Annotated in this window: 22 protein-coding genes; 15 read left to right on the top strand and 7 right to left on the bottom strand. The window is 72.0% G+C overall.

Annotated elements, in window-relative coordinates; translation table 11 throughout:
- The first annotated feature begins 1,558 nt into the window (after window positions 1-1,558).
- Window positions 1,559-2,836, top strand: coding sequence for a S8 family serine peptidase (locus RNC47_RS24740; protein ID WP_311601766.1), 1,278 nt, complete (start codon window positions 1,559-1,561; stop codon window positions 2,834-2,836).
- Window positions 2,837-2,849: 13 nt separating this feature from the next.
- On the opposite strand, the gene RNC47_RS24735 is transcribed toward RNC47_RS24740, so the two are convergent.
- Together RNC47_RS24735 and RNC47_RS24730 are read right to left on the bottom strand one after the other, a co-directional pair.
- Window positions 2,850-4,250 (bottom strand): metallopeptidase TldD-related protein, encoded by a 1,401-nt coding sequence (locus RNC47_RS24735; RefSeq protein WP_311601764.1) that lies wholly within the window; start codon window positions 4,248-4,250, stop codon window positions 2,850-2,852.
- Complete coding sequence (locus RNC47_RS24730) at window positions 4,247-5,770, bottom strand: TldD/PmbA family protein (RefSeq protein ID WP_311601763.1); 1,524 nt, start codon at window positions 5,768-5,770, stop codon at window positions 4,247-4,249. Before RNC47_RS24730 ends, RNC47_RS24735 begins: the two co-directional genes overlap by 4 nt.
- Before the next feature lie 269 nt (window positions 5,771-6,039).
- On the opposite strand from RNC47_RS24730, the gene fabG reads away from it, so the two are divergent.
- Together fabG and fabI are read left to right on the top strand one after the other, a co-directional pair.
- Window positions 6,040-6,759: a 3-oxoacyl-[acyl-carrier-protein] reductase gene (gene fabG, locus RNC47_RS24725; protein WP_311601762.1), complete on the top strand. Its 720-nt coding sequence runs from the start codon at window positions 6,040-6,042 to the stop codon at window positions 6,757-6,759.
- Window position 6,760: 1 nt separating this feature from the next.
- Entirely contained in the window at window positions 6,761-7,540 is a 780-nt protein-coding gene (fabI, locus tag RNC47_RS24720; protein WP_311601761.1) for an enoyl-ACP reductase FabI, read from the top strand.
- A 378-nt stretch (window positions 7,541-7,918) separates the two neighbouring features.
- On the opposite strand, the gene RNC47_RS24715 is transcribed toward fabI, so the two are convergent.
- Window positions 7,919-8,593 (bottom strand): FadR/GntR family transcriptional regulator, encoded by a 675-nt coding sequence (locus tag RNC47_RS24715; RefSeq protein WP_311601760.1) that lies wholly within the window; start codon window positions 8,591-8,593, stop codon window positions 7,919-7,921.
- Between the two features lie 64 nt (window positions 8,594-8,657).
- On the opposite strand from RNC47_RS24715, the gene RNC47_RS24710 reads away from it, so the two are divergent.
- From RNC47_RS24710 to RNC47_RS24695, 4 genes are all read left to right on the top strand, one after another.
- The gene (locus RNC47_RS24710; RefSeq protein WP_394814866.1) at window positions 8,658-9,926 is read left to right on the top strand and encodes a CynX/NimT family MFS transporter; all 1,269 of its coding nucleotides are present in this window, start codon (window positions 8,658-8,660) and stop codon (window positions 9,924-9,926) included.
- Window positions 9,927-9,942: 16 nt separating this feature from the next.
- Entirely contained in the window at window positions 9,943-10,059 is a 117-nt protein-coding gene (locus RNC47_RS24705; RefSeq protein WP_279571455.1) for an SGM_5486 family transporter-associated protein, read from the top strand.
- A 185-nt stretch (window positions 10,060-10,244) separates the two neighbouring features.
- Window positions 10,245-10,427 (top strand): hypothetical protein, encoded by a 183-nt coding sequence (locus RNC47_RS24700; RefSeq protein WP_311601759.1) that lies wholly within the window; start codon window positions 10,245-10,247, stop codon window positions 10,425-10,427.
- A 109-nt stretch (window positions 10,428-10,536) separates the two neighbouring features.
- A complete protein-coding gene (locus tag RNC47_RS24695; RefSeq protein ID WP_311601758.1) occupies window positions 10,537-11,058 on the top strand; it encodes a SixA phosphatase family protein in 522 nt (173 codons plus the stop codon).
- Between the two features lie 59 nt (window positions 11,059-11,117).
- Here RNC47_RS24695 and serB read toward each other — a convergent pair whose 3' ends face one another.
- Window positions 11,118-12,350 (bottom strand): phosphoserine phosphatase SerB, encoded by a 1,233-nt coding sequence (gene serB / locus RNC47_RS24690; RefSeq protein ID WP_311601792.1) that lies wholly within the window; start codon window positions 12,348-12,350, stop codon window positions 11,118-11,120.
- 232 nt (window positions 12,351-12,582) lie between these two features.
- On the opposite strand from serB, the gene RNC47_RS24685 reads away from it, so the two are divergent.
- The 4 genes from RNC47_RS24685 (at window position 12,583) to RNC47_RS24670 (ending at window position 17,450) form a co-directional block, all read left to right on the top strand.
- Window positions 12,583-15,072 carry an FHA domain-containing protein gene (locus RNC47_RS24685; RefSeq protein WP_311601757.1) on the top strand — a complete coding sequence of 830 codons (2,490 nt, stop codon included), beginning with the start codon at window positions 12,583-12,585 and terminating at the stop codon, window positions 15,070-15,072.
- Between the two features lie 185 nt (window positions 15,073-15,257).
- On the top strand, window positions 15,258-16,406 hold the full coding sequence (locus tag RNC47_RS24680) for a GAF domain-containing sensor histidine kinase (protein ID WP_394814865.1): 1,149 nt from the start codon (window positions 15,258-15,260) through the stop codon (window positions 16,404-16,406).
- The gene (locus RNC47_RS24675; protein WP_311601756.1) at window positions 16,399-17,052 is read left to right on the top strand and encodes a response regulator transcription factor; all 654 of its coding nucleotides are present in this window, start codon (window positions 16,399-16,401) and stop codon (window positions 17,050-17,052) included. The genes RNC47_RS24680 and RNC47_RS24675 overlap by 8 nt, the downstream gene beginning before the upstream one ends.
- Before the next feature lie 155 nt (window positions 17,053-17,207).
- Complete coding sequence (locus RNC47_RS24670; RefSeq protein ID WP_311601754.1) at window positions 17,208-17,450, top strand: chaplin; 243 nt, start codon at window positions 17,208-17,210, stop codon at window positions 17,448-17,450.
- Window positions 17,451-17,511: 61 nt separating this feature from the next.
- On the opposite strand, the gene RNC47_RS24665 is transcribed toward RNC47_RS24670, so the two are convergent.
- Entirely contained in the window at window positions 17,512-18,300 is a 789-nt protein-coding gene (locus RNC47_RS24665; RefSeq protein WP_311601753.1) for a hypothetical protein, read from the bottom strand.
- Between the two features lie 150 nt (window positions 18,301-18,450).
- Between RNC47_RS24665 and RNC47_RS24660 the strand changes: the two genes are divergently transcribed.
- From RNC47_RS24660 to RNC47_RS24650, 3 genes are read left to right on the top strand one after another with little or no spacing between them, the layout of a single operon-like run.
- On the top strand, window positions 18,451-19,245 hold the full coding sequence (locus tag RNC47_RS24660) for an ABC transporter ATP-binding protein (protein WP_311601752.1): 795 nt from the start codon (window positions 18,451-18,453) through the stop codon (window positions 19,243-19,245).
- 57 nt (window positions 19,246-19,302) lie between these two features.
- A complete protein-coding gene (locus RNC47_RS24655; RefSeq protein WP_311601751.1) occupies window positions 19,303-19,725 on the top strand; it encodes an NfeD family protein in 423 nt (140 codons plus the stop codon).
- Window positions 19,726-19,785: 60 nt separating this feature from the next.
- On the top strand, window positions 19,786-20,760 hold the full coding sequence (locus tag RNC47_RS24650) for an SPFH domain-containing protein (RefSeq protein WP_311601750.1): 975 nt from the start codon (window positions 19,786-19,788) through the stop codon (window positions 20,758-20,760).
- A gap of 85 nt (window positions 20,761-20,845) precedes the next feature.
- Here the strand turns inward: RNC47_RS24650 and RNC47_RS24645 are convergent, their stop codons facing one another.
- Both RNC47_RS24645 and RNC47_RS24640 read right to left on the bottom strand, forming a co-directional pair.
- Window positions 20,846-21,355 (bottom strand): HNH endonuclease, encoded by a 510-nt coding sequence (locus RNC47_RS24645; RefSeq protein WP_132935240.1) that lies wholly within the window; start codon window positions 21,353-21,355, stop codon window positions 20,846-20,848.
- Window positions 21,356-21,496: 141 nt separating this feature from the next.
- The gene (locus RNC47_RS24640) at window positions 21,497-22,036 is read right to left on the bottom strand and encodes a YbhB/YbcL family Raf kinase inhibitor-like protein (protein ID WP_311601748.1); all 540 of its coding nucleotides are present in this window, start codon (window positions 22,034-22,036) and stop codon (window positions 21,497-21,499) included.
- 52 nt (window positions 22,037-22,088) lie between these two features.
- On the opposite strand from RNC47_RS24640, the gene RNC47_RS24635 reads away from it, so the two are divergent.
- Window positions 22,089-22,805, top strand: coding sequence for a DNA-3-methyladenine glycosylase (locus tag RNC47_RS24635; protein ID WP_311601747.1), 717 nt, complete (start codon window positions 22,089-22,091; stop codon window positions 22,803-22,805).
- The last annotated feature ends 345 nt before the right edge of the window (window positions 22,806-23,150 follow it).

Below are 23,150 nucleotides of genomic sequence, written 5' to 3'. Positions count from 1 at the left end.
CCTCCCCCTCCCAGAGCTGAACCGACGATGACGGTAGCAGCAGCGGTGGTGGTGTCGCCTGAGTACGAATACTCAGGTGTGAGACGCGGTTGCCTGGTGTAGTTGGGGATTAACTAGGCTGGGTGGGCTTGTGCCTGACGTTGTGGAGGGGGCGGTGGCGTGGCGGACTTCGAGGGCTACACGCACGAGCAGCTGGCACGGCTGTTGGCGGGGGCGGATCCTGAGCAGCTGACCACGCGGGCGGACGTGCTGCTCGCGATGGCGACGGCGCTGAACGGTGCCGACAAAGAGATCTTCGTCCGGATGAGCAAGGTCGAGTGGCAGGGCGAGGGTGCCGAGGCGTTTCGTGCCTGGGGTCGGCATCTGGTGCAGGAGTCGGTGGTGCTGGCCGACTACGCGCGGACGGTCGGCAACGCGATGCAGGACGCTGGCCAGGCGCTGATCGAGGCGCGGGCCGCGATGCCGCCGGTGCCGGAGCGGCTGGTGCCGCTGACCGACCAGGCGCTGCCGACCCTCGCCGAGGAGATGGAGCGGCAGGAAGCCCTCCGAGTGCTGGAGCGGCTGTCGGGCAGCTACCACGCGGCGGCCGACGACATGGCGGCGGCCGAGGAGCCGCGGTTCCGTCCGATAGACGGATACTCCGAAGTCGGGGGGAGCGGGGGGCAGTCCGGGGGTTCGGAAGCTTATGGGCTCGCACGACCGGAGGTGTCGGTAGGACAGCGCTCCAGCTACGAGACGGTGTCGGTGCCAGGGGAACGGAGCGGCATAGGTGGCCTCTCAACGGCGCCAGCACAGCGTGAGGGTCCAGCCATCGACGATTGGCCGGCGGGGGCGGGTTCGCCCTCACCAGTTGTGACCGAGAGCCAAATCGGCACCTCGCTGGACTCGATGGGACCCGTCGCGGAACGGCCGCTCCCCGCGGCTGAGCCCGCGCCGGCCCCCGGAGAAGGTCGGCTGGTGGGCGGTGGGGGTGTCGTCGCGCCCGACCGGGTGCCGCCGCCCTCGACGATGGGGCCGCTTCAGCGGCCCGGGCTTCCCCACACGCCACAGCCCGCCCCTTCGGGCCGAGCGCGCACCGGAGGCGGCGGACCGGGGCAAGGGGTAACGCCTCGCCCGCCTCTGACGCCCGCCCCGGATGGGTATACGGCAGGGCGTCCAGGCGGAAGCGGAGGTGAGCAGGGGCCGGTCGCTGGCCGTCCACCGCTGTCCGGTAACGCGGGCCCATGGGGGAACGCCGTTGTCCGTGAACCGCAGGTAGCGAACGGGATCATCGGGGGTACGCCTCGGCCACCGCAGAGCGCCGGGCGGGGCCTCCCCCCTAGCACGGCAGTGGGAGCAGGGACCTCGTTCGCCTATCGCGACCTGGCCACTGGGCTGGTCCGTGGCCCCGGTGGCGTTCCCGTCATGAAGCGCCCGGGGGAGCCGAGCAACCCGTCAACGGTGCCCCCAGGCAGTGAGGCGCGGTACTCAGGTGGCCGGTCGACCCGGTCGAGACGACGCCGCCGGAGGGAGCCGGACGATAGGCGTGGTGAAGCACAGGGTAAGGACGGCTGAACAGATGTCGCAGATCAACGGTTCCCCCATGCGACGGCGTCCGCGACTGTGCGTCGCGATGCTTGCTGCGAGCCTGTGCTGTCTGGGGGGCGTAGCCCCGCAGGCGAGGGCCGACGAGGAGATGAGTTCCTGGCACCTGGGTACCCTGCGGGCCGAGGAGATGTGGCAGCATGCTCAGGGTGAGGGCATCACCGTCGCGGTCATCGACGGTGGTGTGGATGACTCGGTTCCCGGGCTGCGCGGCCAAGTCCTGGAAGGCACTGACCTCAACCTCAACCCCCAAGGTGCTCACGTCGATGAGAGCGGTCACGGCACGGCCATGGCGTCGCTCATCGCCGGCACTGGTGCGGAGGGCAGCACTCGCGGTCTCGCCCCGGAGGCCACCATCCTCCCCGTCCGGTTCATGGAAGGGGGTATGGCTGGCGAGTTCGACTTCGGCGCTGAGGAACGGTTGGCGGAGGCCATCGAATACGCGGTCGAGGCTGGCGCACAGATCATCAACTTGTCAGTTAGCAAGCCGGAGTTGGGGTTCGAGTTCGACGCCCTGGACGAGGCCTTCGCGGAGGCTGCGCGGCAGGGTGTGCTGATTTTCGCTGGTACTGGTAACGATGGTGAGGAGGGAAAACCTGTCGGACATCCCGCCACCCGCGAGGGGGTGGTGGCGGTTGCGGCGGTCGATCCGGATGGAGATCGCGCCGCGTACTCGTCCGCCGGCCCGCAGGTGGCGCTCGCCGCGCCGGGCACCGATATCCCCCTGCCGTGTGAGATCGGCAGCACGGAGAGATGCCCGTGGAATGGCACCAGCAACGCCACCGCCATCGCCTCCGCCTCCGCCGCGCTTATCTGGTCGGCGAATCCGGACTGGACCAAGAACCAGGTCCTTCGCGCCATGATCGAGACCGCCGGCGGGAACGGGCAGCGGGACGAGTACGTGGGGTACGGGGTGATCGATCCGGCTCGCGTGATCGTGGATGGGGAGGGCGATCCGGGGGACCCGGACGTGAACCCGTTGTTCGAGGACTATGAGGCGTCGCTCAGCCCGCCCGTGTCGCCGGAGCCGCAGGTGGAGGAGCCGGAGGTTCCGCCGGACGCGGCTGAGGCCGAGGAACAGCCGGGCGTGGCCGCTGAAGAGGGCGACGGCGGCGGCTGGCTGGCCGTCGCCGGTGGCGGCCTGGCCGCGGTCGTGGCGGGTGTCGTCGCGTGGGTCGTATGGCGGAGCCGGCGGCGGCAGCGGTTGGGGACGGTGTATGCCGGGGCCGCGCCGCCGCCGGACCAGAGGTGATCAGAGGTGGGGGTCAGACGCCGGGGCTGACGGAGCTCATGTTGAAGTCCGGGATCCGCAGCGCCGGCATCGCCGTGCGGGGGAAGTACTCGCCCCACTCGCGTGAGCGGCACACCTCCGTCGCGCCGGCCGCCGTGGCGCGGGCCAGCACGTCCACGGGGGACTCGTTGAAGCGGAAGTTGGTGACCACGCCCGTCACCTCGCCGTTCTCGACGAGGTAGACGCCGTCCCGCGTGAGCCCGGTCAGCAGCAGCGTCTTGGGATCGACGGTGCGGATGTACCAGAGCGAGGTGATCAACAGGGCGCGCTCGGTCGACGCGACCAGGTCGTCGATCGAGCCGGTGCCGCCCGCGTCCAGCAGCAGGTTGTCGACCAGCGGGGCCACCGGCAGGTCGGTGAGTCCCGCGGTGAAGCGGCTGGTCGGGAGCTGGGTGAGGACGCCGTCCCGCATCCAGTCGGTGCGGGTGAGCGGCAGGCCGTTGTCGAAGACGGAGGTGGCGGGGGAGAAGCCGCCGCCCGAGGAGTGGGCGATGGCGAAGGGGGCGGTCTCCAGGCCGGGGGCCGTCGGGTCGCTGTAGAGGGTGACCGGCAGTTGGGCGAGTCGTTCGCCGACGCGCGTGCCGCCGCCCGCCTTGCTGAAGACGGTGCGGCCCTCGTGCGCGTCGCGGGCGTCCGACATCCAGTGCTGGTAGATCAGCAGGTCGGCGACCGAACTCGGCGGCAGCAGCGTCTCGTAGCGGCCGGCCGGCAGTTCCACGCGGCGCTCGGCCCAGGCCAGGCGGCGGGCGAGGCCGGCGTCGAGGGCCGCCGGGTCCACGTCGGTGAAGTCGTGGGTGGGGACCGTGACGAAGGACGAGCGGGAGCCGTCGGCCGACTTGGCGTTGAGTTCGGCGGAGCCGGCCGGCTGGTCGTGGCGCAGCCGGAGGCCGGTGGAGGTGCCCAGGTAGCTGGAGACGACCTCGTGCTGGGCGAAGCCGAAGAGCCGGCGGCCCTCCGCGGCGGCCCGCGCGAACGTCTCGCCGAGCGCGGGCGCGAACGCGGCGAACACCTCGGGCGAGGTCTCGGCCGGCGGCTCGGTGAAGCCGGACGACGCGGGCACGTCCGCGACCAGCGGCTGCGCGTCCTCCGCCGACGGCGACTGGCGGGCGGCCTCCTCGGCGGCCCGCACCAGCGGCTCCAACTCGTCGTCGGTCACGGCGGTGCGGGACACCACGCCGGACGAGGTGCCCTGCGCGCCGTCGACCGTCGCGATCACGGTCAGCCGGCGGCCGCGGGTCACGCCGTTGGTGGTCAGCGCGTTGCCCGCCCAGCGCAGGTTGGCGGACGACGCCTCGTCGGCGATCACCACGGTGCCGTCGGCCCGCGAGAGTTCCAGGGCGCGCTCGACGATCTCGTGCGGTCTGCTGGTGCTCATCGGCCGGACTCCTGGGTGGTGTTGAGGATGTTGATCTGTCGGAAGAGGGCGGAAGGGCAGCCGTGTGAGACGGCCGCGGCCTGGCCGGGCTGGGCCTTGCCGCACATGAACGTGCCGCCGAGCACGTACGTCTGCGGGCCGCCGACGGCCGTCATCGAACCCCAGAAGTCGGTGGTGGTGGCCTGGTAGGCGACGTCCCGCAGCTGGCCGGCCAGGCGACCGTTCTCGATCCGGTAGAAACGCTGGCCGGTGAACTGGAAGTTGTAGCGCTGCATGTCGATCGACCAGGAGCCGTCGCCGACGACGTAGATGCCGCGTTCGACGTCGGAGATGAGCCCGGCCGTGTCGGGCCCGTCAGGCGCCGGCTGGAGCGAGACGTTGGCCATCCGCTGCAGCGGCACGTGCGAGGGGGAGTCGGCGAACGCGCAGCCGTTGGAGCGCTCGAACCCCTGCAACCTGGCGATCCTGCGGTCCATCTGGTAGCCGACGAGCGTGCCGTCCTTCACGATGTCCCAGGACTGGGTCTGCACGCCGTCGTCGTCGTAGCCGGTGGTGGCCAGGCCGTGCTCGACGGTGCGGTCGCCCGTCACGTTCATGATCGGCGAGCCGTACTTCAACGTGCCGAGCTTGTCGAAGGTGGCGAAGGAGGTGCCCGCGTAGGCCGCCTCGTAGCCCAACGCCCGGTCGAGCTCGGTGGCGTGGCCGATCGACTCGTGGATGGTGAGGAACAGGTTCGACGGGTCGATGACGAGGTCGTACGCGCCGGGCTCGACCGAGGGCGCGGCCATCTTCTCGGCCAACAGGCTCGGGATCTCGGCGAGTTCGCTGTCCCAGTCCCAGCCGGTGCCGGTCAGGTACTCCCAGCCGCGGCCCGCCGGCGGGGCCAGCGTCCGCATGGTGTCGAACCGGCCGCTACCCGCGTCAACCGACGTCGCGGTCAGCTCGGGCAGCACCCGCACCCGCTGCTGGGTGGTGACGGTGCCGGCGGTGTCCGCGTAGAACTTGTTCTCCTGAACGGCCCACAGCCGGGCGTCCACGTGGGTCACGCCCTCGCCCGCCAGCAGCCGCTCGCTCCACTCGGCGAGCAGCCCGGTCTTCTCGGCGTCCGGGATGTCGAAGGGGTTGACCTCGTAGGACGAGACCCACGTCCGCTCGCCGTGCGAGGGCTCGGGCGCCAGCTCGACGCGCTCGTCCGAGCCGGCCGCCGCGATGATCTTGGCGGAGAGCCTGGCCATCTCCACCGCCTGCGCGGCGACCCGGGCGGCGCCGTCCATCGTCAGGTCGACGCCGGAGGCGAAGCCCCAACTCCCGCCGTGCACCACGCGCACCGCGTACCCGGTGTCGATGGTGTCCTCGGAGCCGGCCGGCCTGGCGTTCCGCAGCAGCCAGTTGGCGCTGCGCACGCGCTCGAAGCGGAAGTCGGCGTGCTCGGCCCCCAACGCCCGCGCCCTGGCCAGTGCCGCGTCGGCCAACTGGCGCAGGGGAAGCGCGAGGAAGGATTCGTCGATGGATCTTGGCACGATCTCTCCTGTTCGTCGGCTCACCGGCCGCCAGGTGCCGCCGCCGCGGCCGGTGTGGCGGGGGTGTCGCCCCCCGGGCACCGATCATGCCTGGTGGTGGGCCCGGTGCCCAGGGGGTGTCGGCCTGGTCGAGGGGCGTTTCCGGGCCGAAAACGGCTGTAGACATCCCACAGCGCGGCGGCGAGGTGCCTGTCGCGGCCCGCTCCTCGCGCCCGCCGGGTGGGGCACTAGGTTTGTACAGAGCACACGACTGAGAAAGAGGTGGTCCCTTGAGCCGCTCGGTACTGGTCACCGGAGGCAACCGCGGGATTGGCCTGGCCATCGCCCACGCGTTCGCCGAGGCCGGCGACAAGGTCGCCATCACGTACCGCTCCGGGGAGCCCCCGCAGGAGCTCGTCGAGCTCGGATGCCTGCCGGTCAGGTGTGACATCACCGAGTCCGAACAGGTGGAGCAGGCATACAAAGAGATCGAGGAGAAGCACGGCAAGGTCGAGGTGCTGGTCGCCAACGCCGGCATCACCCGTGACCAGTTGCTGCTGCGGATGTCCGACGAGGACTTCGCCGCCGTCCTCGACACCAACCTGACGGGCACCTTCCGGGTCGCCAAGCGCGCCGCCCGCGGCATGCTGCGCGCCAAGGCGGGGCGGATCGTGCTGATCTCCTCGGTGGTCGGCATGATGGGGGCGGCCGGCCAGGCCAACTACGCCGCCTCCAAGGCGGGGCTGGTCGGATTCGCCCGCTCCCTGGCGCGCGAGCTCGGCTCCCGTGGCATCACCTGCAACGTCGTCTCGCCCGGATGGGTGGACACCGACATGGCGAGGGCGGTGAGCGAGGAGCGGCGGGCCGAGGTGATGGCCAACGTGCCGCTCGGCCGCTACGCGCAGCCGGAGGAAGTGGCCGGCGTCGTCCGCTTCCTGACCTCGGACGCCGCCGCGTACATCACTGGAGCCGTCATCCCGGTTGACGGCGGATTGGGCATGGGTCACTGACATGAGCGGACTTCTCGCGGGCAAGCGGGTGCTGGTCACCGGTGTTCTCACCGAGTCGTCGATCGCCTTCCACGCCGCGAAGCTGGCGCAGGAGGAGGGCGCCGAGGTGGTGCTCACCGGCTTCGGACGGCTGAGCCTGGTGGAGCGGATCGCCAAGCGGCTGCCCAAGCCGGCGCCGGTGATCGAGCTCGACGTGCAGAACCGCGAGCACCTGGCCGGTCTGGCCGACGCGGTCGCCGAGCACCTGGGCGAGGGCATCGGCCTGGACGGCGTGGTGCACTCCATCGCGTTCGCGCCGCAGGACGCGCTGGGCGGCAACTTCCTCAACACCGAGTGGGAGTCGGTCGCCACGGCGGTCGAGGTGTCCGCGTACTCGCTGAAGTCCCTGACCATGGCGCTGCTTCCGCTGCTCGAGCAGCGGGGCGGCTCGGTGGTCGGCATGGACTTCGACGCGCAGGTGGCCTGGCCGAAGTACGACTGGATGGGCGTCTCGAAGGCGGCGCTGGAGGCGACGTCGCGGTACCTGGCGCGGGACCTGGGCGGGAAGAACGTCCGCGTCAACCTGGTCTCGGCGGGTCCGATCAAGTCGATGGCGGCGAAGTCGATCCCGGGCTTCGAGGAACTGGCCGACGTGTGGAACAACCGGGCGCCGATCGGGTGGGACCTGTCCGACCCGGAGCCGGCGGCGCGGGGCGTGGTGGCGCTGCTGTCCGACTGGTTCCCGAAGACGACGGGCGAGATCGTGCACGTGGACGGCGGCGTCCACATGATGGGTGCGTGATCGCTACGCGCTCGGCGTAGGCCACCGGCCCGCAGGGCCCGGCTCGGCGGCTTCGCCGCCACGAGCCGAGCCCTGCGGCCGTGCTGGCCTGCGGCCGTGCCGCGCCCACCCACCCGCCCTTGGCGGGTGGCCTCGCGCGGCACGGGCCGCGTGGCGCCCGGCGGCGCAGCCGCCGCGGGCCCGGCCCGCACACCGCGCGGAGCGCGGTGGCGGCGCAGCCACCCGCCACCCACTCCGCGCGAAGCGCGGAAAAGGGCGGGCGGGCGGGGAAAAACCCGGCGCGGAGCGCCGGGGTGTCGGGCTGGCCGTCAGGTCAGGGCGCGCCGGGGTGTCGGGCCGGCCGTCAGGCCAGGGCGCGCCGGGGTGTCGGGCCGGCCGTCAGGCCAGGGCGCGGCACGTCAGCGCGTAGGAGCCCGCCTCGGTCGCCGCCGTCGTCGCGTCCGCCGCGCGGATCGCGTCGACGACGGGGGAGTGGTCGGCCAGGGTGTCGGCCCGCATCTCCAGGCGTCCCACGTCATCCCGCAGGAACGCCCGCACCACGCCGCCCAGGTCCGCGTAGAGCGCGATCAGGACCTCGTTGTGCGAGGCGCCGACCACCGCCGTGTGGAAGGTGGCGTCCGCCTCCACGAAGCGTTCCAGGTCGCCGCTGGTCCACGCCTCCGCGCGGCGCACCAGCAGCGCGTCGAGCTGCCGCAGGTCGCGTTCGGTGCGGCGCCGCGCGGCGAGCGCGGCGGCCTGGGCCTCCAGCGCGCTCCGCACCTCGGCGACGTCCCGCCGCGGGGCGTCCGCGAAGCGACGCTGCATGACGCCGGCGAGTTCGCTGGTCGCGATCACATAGGTGCCGGAGCCCTGCCTGATGTCCAGCAGGCCGTTGTGGGCGAGGGCCCGGATCGCCTCGCGGACGGTGTTCCTGGCCACTCCGAGACGGGCGACCAGCTCGGGCTCGGTGGGGATGCGGGAGCCCACCGGCCACTCGCCCGAGGTGATCTGCTGGCGGAGTTGGCTGATGACCTGGTCCGCGAGGGCGGAACGGCGGGGCGCGCTCAGTGACATGGCTCTCCCGGGAATCCGCGAATCCCGTCATCGGGATTCATCCCATGATTCTATGATGCTATCCATGGAGTCGACGAAGGACGACCGTACCCTCCACACCCGCTCACCAGAACCGCCCCCCATAGCCCGCGCCGCCGCGCCGCTGCTGTTCGTCGTCGGCCTGGCGCTCGCGGCGTTCAACCTCCGGCCGGCCCTGGCCAGCATCGGGCCGCTGCTGCCCGAGATACGCGACGGGCTCGCCATGAACGGCGCCGTCGCCGGCCTGCTCACCTCCGTGCCCGCGCTCTGCTTCGCCGTCTTCGGCGTCGCCGCACCCCGGCTCGCCCGCCGCCACGGCCTGCCCACCGTGCTGGTCGCTGGCCTCGCCGCCCTCGCGGCCGGCCTCGCGCTCCGCGCCCTCGCCGGCTCGACCCCGGTCTTCCTCGTCACCAGCACCCTCGCGCTGGCCGGCGTCGCCATCGGCAACGTGCTCATGCCGGTGCTGGTCAAGGAGTACTTCCCGGACCGCATGGGCACCATGACCGGCCTCTACTCCATGTCGCTGTCCTTCGGCGCCGCCTGCGCCGCCGGACTCAGCGTCCCCCTGGCCAGCGCCCTGGGTGACGACTGGCGCCCCGGGCTGGGCTTCTGGGCGCTGCCCGCCGCGGTCGCCGTCCTGCCCTGGCTCGCCGCGCTGCCCCGCGCCCGCCGCTCGCGCCGCACCGGCCCGGCGGCGACCCGGGGCGGGCCGGCCGGCGGCCCCGCCGTCGCCGCGCCCCGGCTGGCCCGTTCCGGCACCGCCTGGGCCCTCGCCGTCTTCTTCGGCCTCCAGGCCACCGCCGCCTACGTCACCCTCGGCTGGAGCCCTCAGATCTACCAGGACGCCGGCGTGTCGGCCGGCACCGCGGGAGCGCTCGCCGCCGTGATCATCGGCCTCGGCGCCCCGATCGGCTTCGTCCTGCCGCCGATCGCCGCCCGCATGCGCCACCAGGGGCCGCTGGTCGCCGTACTCGGCGCGTGCGGCCTCGCCGGCTACGCCGGTCTCTGGCTGGCGCCGGCCGGCGGCGCCTGGCTGTGGGCGATCCTCCTCGGCCTCGCCAACTGCTCGTTCCCCGTCGTCCTCACCATGATCGGGATGCGCTCGCGGACCCCGGGGGGCGTCGCCAGGCTCTCCGCCTTCGCACAGAGCATCGGCTACCTCATCAGCGTCCCCGGACCGCTGCTCGTCGGCACCCTCAACGAGGCCACCGGAGCCTGGCACGCCCCGCTGGGACTCATGGTCACCCTGATGCTGGTCCAGATCCTCGTCGGCTTCCGGGCCGGCCGGGACCGGTGCGTCGAGGACGACGGCTGAGTGCGACACTTGAGCCATGCCAGCGCTCGATCCCAACCCCACCGGCGGCCAGCGAAAGCTGCTGCTCATCCTCGGCGCCATGCTGGGCATCAGCGTCGTCATCGCGGTGATCGCCACCATCGCCTCCCCCTGACCGGAGGCCGCCCGGCCGGGCCGCGGGGCCATGGTGGTGCCAGCACCACCATCCCCTAGGGGGCCAGGTTCAGGGGCGACTGGGTGGCTCACCGGATGGGCCGGGGCCGGCCGCTTCCCTAGGTTTGGTGACACGATCCGAGAGACATCGGATCCGACCTTCGACGCATGGAGGCGACGAGCGTCATGTCCGCCCGAGTAGACCGTTCCGGCATGGAGATCCGCCTGCGCTGGTGGGCCCTGGTGCTTCCGGCGGCCGCCTTCGGGGCACTGTTGCTGTTGCTGGTGGCCGGGCCCCAGGCGGACGCCGCCGAGCAGCCGATGCCGGTGACCCAGCTGATCGACCACGTGCAGGCGTGGCTCCCCTGACCCCGTCCGGGCGGATCGTGCGCGGGGGGAGCGATCCGCGGGTCGCCCGCCCGGGTGGGTATCCCAACCCCCCGCGACCCACTGCGCGTTTCATGCGAAGCTGGGGCACATGAGCGTCGATGTTCCGCGCAGGATCGTTCTCCTCCGACACGCCAAGGCCGACTGGCCGCAGGTGTCCGATCACGACCGTCCCCTCGCCGACCGCGGCCGGAAGGACGCGCCCGTCGCAGGGCGCTGGCTCGCCGGGGCCGGCATCAGCCCCGAACTGACCCTCTGCTCCACCGCCGTCCGCACCAGGGAGACCTGGAAGCTGGTCGCCCCCGAGCTGCCGCGGCGGCCCAGGACCGTCTACGAGGAGCGGCTCTACGAGGCCAGCCTCGGCGAGCTGATCGCCCTGGTCAACGAGGTCGACGACGAGATCAGGAACCTGATGCTCGTCGGCCACAACCCCGGCGTCCACGCCCTCGCGGACGCCCTGGCCGGTGACGCGGAGGGCGACAGCCTCGCCCGGATGAACCGCTCCGGCTACCCGACCTCGTCCATCGCCGTGCTGAGCCTCACCGGCGACTGGAAGTCCGTGGAACACGGCGTGGCCACCCTCGCCGCGTTCTGGTCACCCCACGAGGCGTAACACGAAGGCGGCCGGACCAGGCGGCTTCGCCGCCGTCCGGCCCGGCGCCGCCCGTCCGCTCAGCCCGAGCGGCCAGCGTCAGCGCTCTCCGCGTCCGCCGCCTCGACCTCTTCGCGGGTGATCCCCAGCAGATAGAGCACGGTGTCCAGGAACGGGACCGTCACCGCCGTGTCGGCGGCCTCCCGCACCAGCGGCTTGGCGTTGAAGGCGACCCCGAAGCCCGCCGCGTTGAGCATGTCCAGGTCGTTGGCGCCGTCGCCGATCGCGACGGTGCGCGACAGCGGCACCCCGGCCTCGGCGGCGAAGGTCCGCAGCAGCCGGGCCTTGCCCGCCCGGTCCACGATCTCGCCGGTCACCCGGCCGGTGAGCTTGCCGTCGACGATCTCCAGCGTGTTGGCCGCCGCGAAGTCCAGCCCGAGGTGGTCCTGGAGCGCGTCCGTGACCTGGGTGAAGCCGCCCGAGACCACGCCCACCTGGCAGCCGAGGCGCTTGAGGGTACGGATCAGGGTGCGCGCGCCAGGCGTCAGCCGCACCTCGGCCCGCACCTTGTCCACCACCGACTCGTCGAGGCCGGCCAGCAGCGCCACCCGGGCGTGCAGCGACTGCTCGAAGTCGAGCTCGCCCCGCATCGCCGCCGCCGTGACCGCCGCGACCTCCTCCTCGCAGCCGGCGTGCGCCGCGAACAGCTCGATGACCTCGTCCTGGATGAGCGTCGAGTCCACGTCCATCACGACCAGGCGCGGCGCCCGGCGGGCCAGCCCCGAGTCGACCACCGCCACGTCCACCGCCAGCGCCGCCGCCTCGGTGGCCAGCGCGGTGCGCAGCCGGGCCGTGTCCACCCCGGAGACGTCGAACTCGACGGCCGTGACCGGGTACTTGGCGAGCCGGAAGATCCGGTCGATGTTGCCGCCGGCGCCCGTTATCCGGGCCGCGATGGCCCCGGTGACCTCGGCCGTCAGCGGGTTGCCGAGCACCGTCACGTGCGACCGCCCGACGCCGCGCGCCGGGTTGTCGCCGGTGCCGGAGATGATCTCCGCCTGCAACCGCATCGACTCGGCCCAGCCGTGCACGGTGGCTCGCAGCCCGCCCTCGGTGCCCGAGCCCGCCGACGGCGCCGTCACCAGCGCGCACAGCGTGATCCGGCCGCGGGTGACGACCTGCTCGATGTCGACGACGTCCACCCCGAAGCCGGCCAGGGTCCGGAACAGGCCGGCGGTCAGCCCCGGACGGTCCTTGCCGAAGATCTTGACCAGGAGGGTGGGCACGTCCTGGGTGATCGGTTGCGCAGACATCATGGTGTCGACCACGGTAGTCGCCCCTGGTGACAGCCTCATGTCGGGTCCGCCACCTGGACGGGACGGAGAGATGAAGGTCACAGCCCCGCAGGCGCTCTGCACCAGCTTGGTGACAGCCGGGGGGCGACTGGCCCTTCCGGGCCCGAGCCTGGAATAGTTCCCCCACGATGTTCGACCATCCCTAGACCTCCGCTCGGAGGTTGCTCGGGGGACAACTTTTGGGGCTGGAGTGCCGGAACTCGTACTCGAACTGAACGGCCAGACATGGACCTTGGATCCGACCAGGTCATACACCCTGGGCAGAGACCCCCAAGGTGATGTGGTCCTGCAGGACTCCCGGGTCTCCTGGCGACACGCCGTGGTGCGCTGGGGGGGCCAGAGCTGGGTCCTGGAGGACCAGGGCAGCACGAACGGAAGCTACGTGCAGGGGCAGCGCGTGCAGCAGGTGCCGCTCGGCCCCGGCACCGTGATCCACCTGGGCAACGCGGCCGACGGCCCGCGCCTCACCTTCTCCGGCGCCGGGCAGCAGATACCCCAGCAGAGCTACGACGCGCAGTTCGCGGGGATGGGCGGCCAGCCGCCGGCGCACGCCCCGGCCGCACGGCCCGCCGGGATGCCGCCGCAGCAGCCGGCCGTGCCGCCCCAGCAGGCGTACGACCCGTCGGGGCGCGGGGGCCAGGGGGGCCACGGCGGCGGCGGTTTCGACGGCGGCGCGACCAGCCTGCACATGCTCACCGTCGGCAAGGTCACGCGCATCGGCCGTGCCCTGGAGAACGAGCTGGTCGTCAGCGACCTCCAGGTCTCCCGGCTGCACGCCGAGTTCCTCGCGCACCCCGACGGGCGCTTCGAGATCCGCGACATGGGCAGCCACAACGGCACCTATGTCAACGGCCAGCAGCTGCCCAAGAACGGCCGCCGCTACCTGGGCCAGAACGACACGGTCGGCATCGGCCACTCCACCTTCCGGCTGGTCGGCAACCAGCTCCAGGAGTTCGTCGACACCGGCGAGGTCTCCTTCTCCGCCCGCCACCTGACCGTCCAGGTCAACAACGGGCAGACCACGATCCTCAACGACGTCTCCTTCGGCGTCCCCGAGAAGTCGCTGGTCGGCGTCATCGGCCCCTCGGGCTCCGGCAAGTCCACGCTGCTGCGGGCCCTCACCGGCTACCGCCCGGCGACCTACGGCGAGGTCCTGTACGACCAGCGGAACCTCTACACCCACTTCGCCGAGCTGCGGAACCGCATCGGCCTCGTCCCGCAGGACGACATCCTGCACACCGCGCTGCCCATCAGGCAGGCGCTCCGGCTGGCCGCCAAGCTCCGCTTCCCCGGCGACGTCGGCGAGGCCGAGCGCAACGCCCGCGTCGAGGAGGTGCTGGCCGAGCTCAAGCTCAGCCCGCACGCCACCAAGCGGATCTCCTCGCTCTCCGGCGGTCAGCGCAAGCGCGTCTCGGTCGCCCTCGAGCTGCTGACCAAGCCGTCGCTGATCTTCCTGGACGAGCCCACCTCGGGTCTCGACCCGGGTATGGACCGCGACGTGATGCAGCTGCTGCGCAGCCTCGCCGACGACGGCCGCACCGTGCTGGTGGTCACCCACTCGGTGGCCGAGCTCGGGCTCTGCGACCGGGTGCTGGTGATGGCCCCCGGCGGCGGCGTCGCCTACTTCGGCCCGCCGGACGAGGCGCTGAACTTCTTCGGCTACGACAACTGGGCGGACGTGTTCTCGGCCTTCGAGAACTACCGCGACTTCGACTGGATGGGCCGCTGGCGCGGCTCGCAGCACTTCCAGATGTACGCCGCCGACGTGGACGCGGCGCAGCCGCAGGCCGCGCAGCACATCCAGCCGATGGCGGCCAGCCAGCAGAAGCGGCAGACCTGGGGCTCCCAGGTGTGGACGCTGATGCGCCGCTACGCCGCCGTCATCGTGGCCGACAAGGGCTTCCTCGGCCTCACGGTGGCACTGCCCATCGTGCTGGGCGCGGTCTCGGCGGTCATACCCGCGGACTTCGGTCTCGGCTACGGCTCGCCGGAACGCGGCCTCCGCAACGGCGACGCCAGCATCATCCTGCTGGTGCTGGTCGTCGGCATGTGCTTCTCCGGCGCCGCCAACGCCGTCCGCGAGCTGATCAAGGAACGGGTGATCTACGAGCGGGAACGCGCCGTCGGCCTCTCCCGCTCCGCGTACCTGATGTCGAAGGTGTTCGTGCTCGGCATCGTCACCGTGCTCCAGGCGCTGATCCTCAGCATCATCGGCTTCCTGCCCCGGGACATGCCCGCCGAGGGCGTCATCTTCGCCGACTCGCCCGCCGTCGAGATGACCCTGGTCCTGATGGCGCTGGGCTGCACCTCCATGATGATCGGCCTGGTGATCTCCGCGCTGGTGCGCACCTCCGAGATGACCATGCCGCTGCTGGTGATGATCTCCGTCGTCCAGCTGGTCTTCACCGGCGCCCTCTTCAAGGTGCACGGCACCCTGGGCGTGGAGCAGGTGGCCTGGCTGATGCCCTCCCGCTGGGCGCTGGCCGGCGTGGGCACCACGGCCGACCTCAACACCCTGACGGCCTCGGCGACCGAGGAGCCGGACCCCGACCCGCTGTGGAAGCACGAGGCCGGCTGGTGGCTGCTCGACGTGGCCATGCTCGGAGTCCTCGCCGTCATCTGCGGCTACCTGGTCATGAAGTTCCTGCGGCGCCACGAGCCCGAGGTCATGCGCAACTGACCGGCCCCCCGGCACCACACGCCAGGGCGGCGGGCGCCCCTCGCAAGGGGGCGCCCGCCGTCTTCGTGTGCGCTGAGGAGTGCGCGCCGGGGCGCCCATCAGACCCGGGACCTAGGCCACGCGCCCCAGCGATCACCGGCGGCGGCCCGATCCACCACCCCACCAGCAGGCGTTACGGTCTGACCATGGCCCCCAGAACCGGGCTTGCGGCGGTGAGCGCCGCGCTGCTCGCCATGAACCGCACCCTCGAGGTCCGCGACGTGCTGCAGACCATCGTGCGCAGCGCCCGCGAGCTCCTCGACGCCCGCTACGCCGCCCTCGGCCTCCCCGACGGCAACGGCGGCTTCGCCCAGTTCCTCGTGGACGGCGTCAGCGACCGCCAGTGGAAGGCCATCGGCCCCCTGCCCCGGCAGCACGGCATCCTCGCCGCCATGCTCAGCGGCGGCGCCCCCGTCCGCCTCGCCGACGTCCGCCAGGACCCGCGCTTCGAGGGCTGGCCCGCCGCCCACCCCGAGATGAGCGACTTCCTCGGCATGCCCATCGCGGACGGCGAGAGCGTCCTCGGCGCGCTCTTCCTCGCCAACAAGCGCTGCCCCCCGGGCCGCCGCCCACCCACCGGCTGCGCCTTCACCGCGGAGGACGAGGAACTCCTGCACCTCCTCGCCGAGCACGCCGCCATCGCCCTCACCAACGCCAGGCTGTACGAGCGCAGCCGCGAGCTCACCATCGCCGACGAGCGGGCCCGTCTCGCCCACGAGCTGCACGACGCCGTCGCCCAGAAGCTGTTCTCGCTCCGCCTCACCGCCCAGGCCGCGACCACCCTCATCGACCGCGACCCGGCCCGCGCCAGGAGCGAGCTGCGGCAGGTCACCGCCCTCGCCGCCGAGGCCGCCGACGAGCTGCGCGCCGCCGTCATCGAGCTGCGCCCCGCCGCCCTCGACGAGGACGGGCTCGTCGCCACCCTGCGCGCCCAGATCCAGGTCCTCGACCGCGCCCATCCCGCCGGCGTCACCTTCGACTGCCGGGACCAGCGCGCCCTCCCCGCCCAGCAGGAGGAGGCCGTGTTGCGCGTCGCCCAGGAGGCTCTGCACAACGCCCTGCGGCACGGCACGCCCACCCGGGTGCGGGTGACGCTCTTCCGCCGGGGCACCGCGACGGTGCTCCGGGTGACCGACGACGGCACCGGGTTCGACCCCGAGGCCGTGCGCACCGCCGGCCGCCACCTCGGCCTGGTCTCCATGCGGGACCGGGCGGCGGCGGTGGGCGGATCGCTGACCGTGCAGTCGGCGCCCGGCCAGGGCACCGCGATCGAGATGGAGGTTCCCGGTGGCTGACGTCATCCGCGTGCTGATCGTCGACGACCACCAGGTCGTCCGCCGCGGGCTGCGCACGTTCCTCGAGGTGCAGGACGACATCGAGGTGGTCGGCGAGGCCGCCGACGGCGCCGCCGGCGTCGACCGGGCCGAGGAGCTGCGCCCCGACGTCATCCTCATGGACGTCAAGATGCCGGGCACCGACGGCGTCGAGGCGCTCGGCCGGCTCAGCGAGCTCGGCAACCCCGCCCGGGTGCTCGTCGTCACCAGCTTCACCGAGCGCCGCACCGTCATCCCCGCGCTGCGCGCCGGCGCAGCCGGCTACGTCCACAAGGACATCGACCCCGAGGCGCTGGCCGGCGCCATCCGCGCCGTCCACGCCGGCCACGTGCTGCTCCAGCCGGAGGTGGCCGGCGCGCTGCTCGCCCAGGACTCGTCGGGCGGCGGCGCGGGCCGGGGCGGCTCGCTCACCGACCGGGAGCGCCAGGTGCTGGCCCTGATCGCCCGCGGCCGCTCCAACCGCGAGATCGCCCGCGCCCTGGTGCTCTCCGAGAAGACGGTGAAGACCCACGTGTCGAACATCCTGATGAAGCTGGACCTCGCCGACCGCACCCAGGCCGCGCTCTGGGCCGTCCGGCACGGCGTCTCGGACGAGAACCGCCCCTGAACCACGGGCCGCCGGCGTCAACTTCTCGCACTCCACTACGCCGAAAGTGCGTAACGCGGCGCCAGACCGTGCCGCCCGTCGCGACCGGCCGTTGTGCAGCGCGCGACCTCACGCCCAGGAAGTCGCGCAGAGCAACGTCCAGGAGGAACGAACCCATGATCACTGCCAGGAAGGCCGCCCTCGTGCTCGCCGCCACCGGGGTCACCCTCGGGGCCGCCGCCAGCTCCGCCTTCGCCGCCGACTCCGACGCGGCCGGCTTCGCGGCGGGGTCCCCCGGCGTCGTCTCGGGCAACAACATCCAGGTCCCGATCAACCTGCCGATCCAGCTGGACGGCAACACGATCAACATCGTCGGGCTCCTGAACCCCGCCTTCGGCAACGTCGGCATCATCCGCTGACCCATCGGGGTACGCACCGCGCCGGTCCCCGGAGCCACCAGGCCCCGGGGACCGGCCGCGTTCAGCCCCGCTGCCGCTCCAACTCCTCGGCGTACGCGTTGTACGCCGCCACCCGCGCCCGGCGCGCAGCTCGCTCCACCGGGCGCAACACCCCCTCGCGCAGCACCATCTGCCCCGCGCTCACCGCCGCCCCAGGCTCCGTCTCGGCCGCGATCTCCACCAGCGCCCCCACCCGCTGCGCCAGCTCCAACACCCGCACCGCGCGCGGCGGATAGCCGGGCGCCAGCACCTGCCGCCCCCGCTCCATCCGCGCCCGGTACGCCTCCAGCCTGGCCAGCGCCATCGGCCCGGCCCCCGCCACGTCGAGCCGCGTCAACTCCTCCGTGGCGTCCCGCAACACCTCGGCCAACTCCCGCTCCGCCTCCCCGAGCGTCGGCACGTCCGCCGGCGGCGCCTGCCGCACCGCCAGGCAACGCCACACCACCTCCGTCAACACGTCCCCGGCGGGACCCGCCTCGCGCACCTCGGGCACGAGCCCCACCCCCGCGCCCGAGGCCAGCACCGCCTCCTCGGCGTCCAGCGCCGCCGCGTTGAACTCCGGCGGCCCGCACAGGCCCAACGGGTGCCCGGGCCGCGGCAGCGCGATCCGCAGCCCCACGGCACCCAGCGCCCGCAGCCGGCCGAACGCCAACGTCAGCCCCACCGGGCCCGACTCGCCGGGCAGATCCACCACGCGGTGCACCGAGTCGGCGCCGACCGCACGCGTCGCGGCGTCGTCCGGCGCCACCAGACCGGCGAAGAGAGCGTTACCCCAGGCGGCGAGCCGCCCCGCACGTGGTTCATCGAGCATGCCCCTACCTTAGGGAAGGAAGGCCAACAAGCCTCCTGACGACAGACTCCGGGAAGCGGTGGCGTAGGTTTTGTCCGTGAGGACGTGCCCACCGGCACCGACGCCACCGAACACCGAGCAACGGCGACCGCAAGGGGAGAGACCGCGCGCATGAGCGATGTACTGGAGCTGGTGGACGTATCCGTGGTCCGCGATGGCCGGGCTCTGGTGGACAAGGTCTCCTGGTCGGTCGCCGAAGGCGAGCGCTGGGTGATCCTCGGCCCCAACGGCGCCGGCAAGACGACCCTGCTGAACGTCGCCTCCAGCTATCTCTTCCCGACCACCGGCACCGCCCAGATCCTCGGCGAGAAGCTCGGCTCCGTCGACGTGTTCGACCTCCGCCCCCGCATCGGCATGGCCAGCAGCGCGCTCGCCGCCAAGCTCTCCCCACGCCAGACCGTCCTCACCACCGTCCTCACCGCCGCCTACGGCATGACCGCCGGCTGGCAGGAGCGCTACGACGAGGTCGACGAGCAGCGCGCCCGCGCCTTCCTCGACCGCCTCGGCATGACCGAGTACCTGGATCGCAGATTCGGCACCCTCTCGGAGGGAGAGCGCAAGCGCACCCAGATCGCGCGCGCCCTGATGTCCGACCCCGAACTCCTGCTGCTCGACGAGCCGGCGGCCGGCCTCGACCTCGGCGGCCGCGAGGACCTGGTACGCCGCCTCGGCCGCCTCGCCCGCGACCCGTACGCACCCTCCATGCTGATGGTCACCCACCACGTCGAGGAGATCGCGCCCGGCTTCACCCACGTGCTGCTCATCCGCCAGGGCAGGGTCCAGGCCGCCGGCCCCATCGACACCACCCTCACCTCCTCCAACCTCTCCCACTGCTTCGGCCTCCCCCTCGTCGTCGAGCGTCGCGAGGACCGCTGGACCGCGCACGGCCTGCCGCTCACCGGCTGAGCCGGCAATCTCCACGAACCCTGTCCGCGGCACCGCGCCCCGACCTACCATGGGCGCGTGGACTTCTGGGTGTGGTGGCTCATCGCCGCCGGTGGATTCGCGATCGCTCTCGTCCTCACCACCATGCCGGAGCTCGGCATGCTCGCGGCCGGCGCCGTCGCGGCGGCCGTCGCCGGCGGCCTGACCGACAGTCTGGTCATCCAGGTCGTCGTGTTCGCCGTCGTGTCCACCGCCCTCATCGTCGCCGTCCAACCCATCGCGCGGCGCTCCCGCACGGGACCACCCGCGCTCAGTACCGGAGTTGACGCCCTGATGGGCAGAACGGCCATCGTGCTGGAGCGAGTTGACGGACACGGCGGGCGGATCAAGCTCGCCGGCGAGGAGTGGTCGGCCCGTTCCCTGAGCGAGGACGACACCTACGAACCCGGTAGTCAGGTCAGCGTCGTCGAGATCGACGGCGCGACCGCGGTCGTGATGTGATGGGCGAGTCACTTCATCGACAATCGTTCCAACTCTTCTAGCCGCAGGGGGAGATACACGATGGACGCCATCATCATCGTGCTGGTCATCCTGGTGGTGCTGGTCGTCATCGCGCTCGTCCAGACGATCCAGGTGATCCAACAGGCAAGCGCCGCCATCGTCGAGCGATTCGGCCGCTACACCCGGACGCTGAACGCGGGCCTCAACATCGTCGTCCCGTTCATCGACCGCATCCGCAACCGCATCGACCTGCGCGAGCAGGTCGTGCCCTTCCCGCCGCAGCCCGTGATCACCCAGGACAACCTGGTGGTGAACATCGACACGGTGATCTACTACCAGGTCACCGACGCCCGCGCGGCGACCTACGAGGTCTCCAACTACATCCAGGCCATCGAGCAGCTCACGGTCACCACGCTGCGGAACATCATCGGAGGCATGGACCTGGAGCGCACCCTCACCTCCCGCGAGGAGATCAACGCGGCCCTGCGCGGCGTCCTCGACGAGGCCACCGGCAAGTGGGGCATCCGCGTCAACCGCGTCGAGCTCAAGGCCATCGAGCCCCCCACCTCCATCCAGGACTCGATGGAGAAGCAGATGCGGGCCGACCGGGACAAGCGCGCCGCGATCCTCCAGGCCGAGGGCATCAGGCAGTCCGAGATCCTCCAGGCCGAGGGCGCCAAGCAGTCCGAGATCCTGCGCGCCGAGGGCGACGCCCGCGCCAAGGCCCTCCGCGCAGAGGGCGAGGCCCAGGCCATCCGCACCGTCTTCGAGGCCATCCACGCCGGCGACGCCGACCAGAAGCTGCTCTCCTACCAGTACGTCCAGATGCTCCCGAAGATCGCCGAGGGCGACGCCAACAAGCTCTGGATCGTGCCCAGCGAGATCGGCGACGCCCTCAAGGGCCTCGGCGGCAACCTCGGCCGCTTCACCGGCGGCGGCAACGGAAACGGCAACGGCGGTGGCGGCGCCCCCCAGGACGGCGGCGTCCCCTCCTTCGACAAGCCCCCGGCCCGCGAGCAGCCCCGCATCGAGTGACGCGGCCCCCGTCGGCGAGAACGACGTGGCCCGTCCCCGGCACCCAGGCGCCGGGGACGGGCCACCTCACGTCACACCGCTCGGATCAGGCCGCGCGCGGCAACGGCAGCCACTCGGGGAGCGCGTCCTCCGCGAGGGCCCCGACCGCCAGCAGCAGCGCGTCCGCCGGCGTCGGCTCGAAGGGCTCGGACAGCAACCGCATCCCCGCCTCGGCGGGCGTACGGTCCGCCTTCCGGTGATTGTCCTCCGCACATGCCGCCACCGTGTTCAACCACGTGTCCCGCCCACCCTGCGAACGCGGCAGCACATGATCGATCGTGGTCGCCCGGCGCCCGCAGTACGCGCACCGATGCCGGTCACGCACCAGCACGCCGCGCCGCGACCACGGGGCCCGTTGTCGGAACGGCACCTTCACATACCGCCGGAGCCGGATCACCTGCGGCACCGGCAGATCCACCGCCGCGGCCCGCACCCGCAGCCCCGGGTGTTCGTGCTCGACCACCGCCTTGTGCTGGATCACCAGGACCACCGCCCGCCGCAGCGAAACCGTCGACAACGGCTCGTAGCTCGCGTTGAGCACAAGGGTCTGCCGCATCCCGCCCACCTCCCGGTCCCTCCCCGCCCCCGTGGCGGGCTGGCTCCAACTGTGCCCCCGGCCCGCCGGGCGGACAATGGAATTTTGCGCGGAGAAGACGCGAAAAAACATGGGCGGGACAACCAACGGAAGATGACGCCGTCAGCCCTGTGCGGGCACCTCGTACTCGCCGATCAGCTGCGCCCGGCCGATGGTGTGGAAGCGCAGGTTGAAGCCGACGAAGGCGGGCGTGGCGTCCGCGTCGGGGCCGAGCTTCTCGCTGTCCACCGCGTACACCGTGAACACGTAGCGGTGCGGGCCGTCACCCGGCGGCGGCGCGGCGCCGCCGAAGTCCCGGGTGCCGTAGTCGTTGCGCGCCTGCACCGCCCCCTCGGGCAGCCCGGCACCGTCCGCGGTCCCGACACCGGCCGGCAGTTCGGTCACCGACGCGGGGATGTCGAAGAGCACCCAGTGCCAGAACCCGCTGCCGGTCGGCGCGTCCGGGTCGTAGCAGGTGACCGCGAAGCTCCTGGTGGACTCGGGGAACCCCGACCACCTGAGGTGCGGCGACCGGTTGCCGGCGGCGTGGACCTGGTCGTCCTTGAGCCGCTCGCCCTCCCGCACGTCGTCGCTCACGACGGTGAACGACGCGACCGGCGGGTGGAAGTCGTGCGGCAGCGGACGCCGTCCGGGTCCGGACATGGCGGAACCTCCTCATCAGGGGAAAACTCGCGGAGGCTAGCCTAGAGAAGCGATGACCGAGAAGCCCGAGAAGAGCCGGCGGAAGAAGCCGTTCGACGCACCGGAGGACACCGCCGCCCGACCGCTTCCCCGCGAGTTCTTCGACCGGCCCGTGCTGGAGGTCGCCCCCGACCTGCTGGGCCGCACCCTGGTCAGGACGACGGAGGACGGCGTCATCACCCTGCGGCTCACCGAGGTCGAGGCGTACGCCGGCGAGCTGGACCCCGGATCCCACGCCTACCGCGGCCGCACGGCGCGCAACGCCACCATGTACGGACCGCCCGGCCACGCCTACGTCTACTTCACCTATGGGATGTGGCACTGCCTGAACCTGGTGTGCGGCCCCGAGGACCACGCCAGCGGGGTGCTGCTGCGCGCCGGCGAGGTGCTCACCGGCGCCGACCTGGCCAGGCGCCGGCGCCCCAAGGCCCGCGGCGACGCCGAGCTGGCCAGGGGCCCGGCCCGGTTGGCCACCGCTCTCGGCGTGGACCGCGCGCTGGACGGCACCGACGTGTGCGGCCCCGACCCGCGCGCGCCGATGCGCGTCCTGCACGGCAGCCCGGTGGGTCTGGAGCGCGTGAGCGCGGGCCCGCGCACGGGCGTCTCGGGGCCCGGCGGCGTCCACCCCTGGCGCTTCTGGATCACCGACGACCGCTCGGTCAGCCCCTATCGACCCCACCAGCCCAGGCGCCGACCCGCTCGACTTGACGAGCCCGGAGCGGGGTCGTAACGTTGGTCGAGTCGCCTGGAGCGGGGCATGAACATCACAGCGGTCGCGAGACCAGCGGATGAGCCCCGTAGGCGGCCATCTACTCTCAGCAACAACCTCCCTCACGCGGGAGCACTTTTCGCACGCCGAAAAGCAGCCCGGGGGAGAGCGGATTAGGAAATGATCCGGAGGTTGGCTAACATGGGTGGAAGAACGAAGGGAAGCCCGGAGGGCCCCGAGAGGGGTCTGAAGTAAGCGTCCGTTCCTTGAGAACTCAACAGTGTGCCAAGAAGTCAATGCCAGATTTTTGATTGATCAATGCGAGAATCAAATTGTTCTCGTGGATGATCTTCTTTGAAGCATTCA

Source organism: Streptomyces millisiae (assembly GCF_031845425.1).
GTDB classification, from domain to species: Bacteria; Actinomycetota; Actinomycetes; order Streptomycetales; family Streptomycetaceae; genus Streptomyces; species Streptomyces millisiae.
This window is presented reverse-complemented; position numbering and strand designations above follow the sequence as displayed.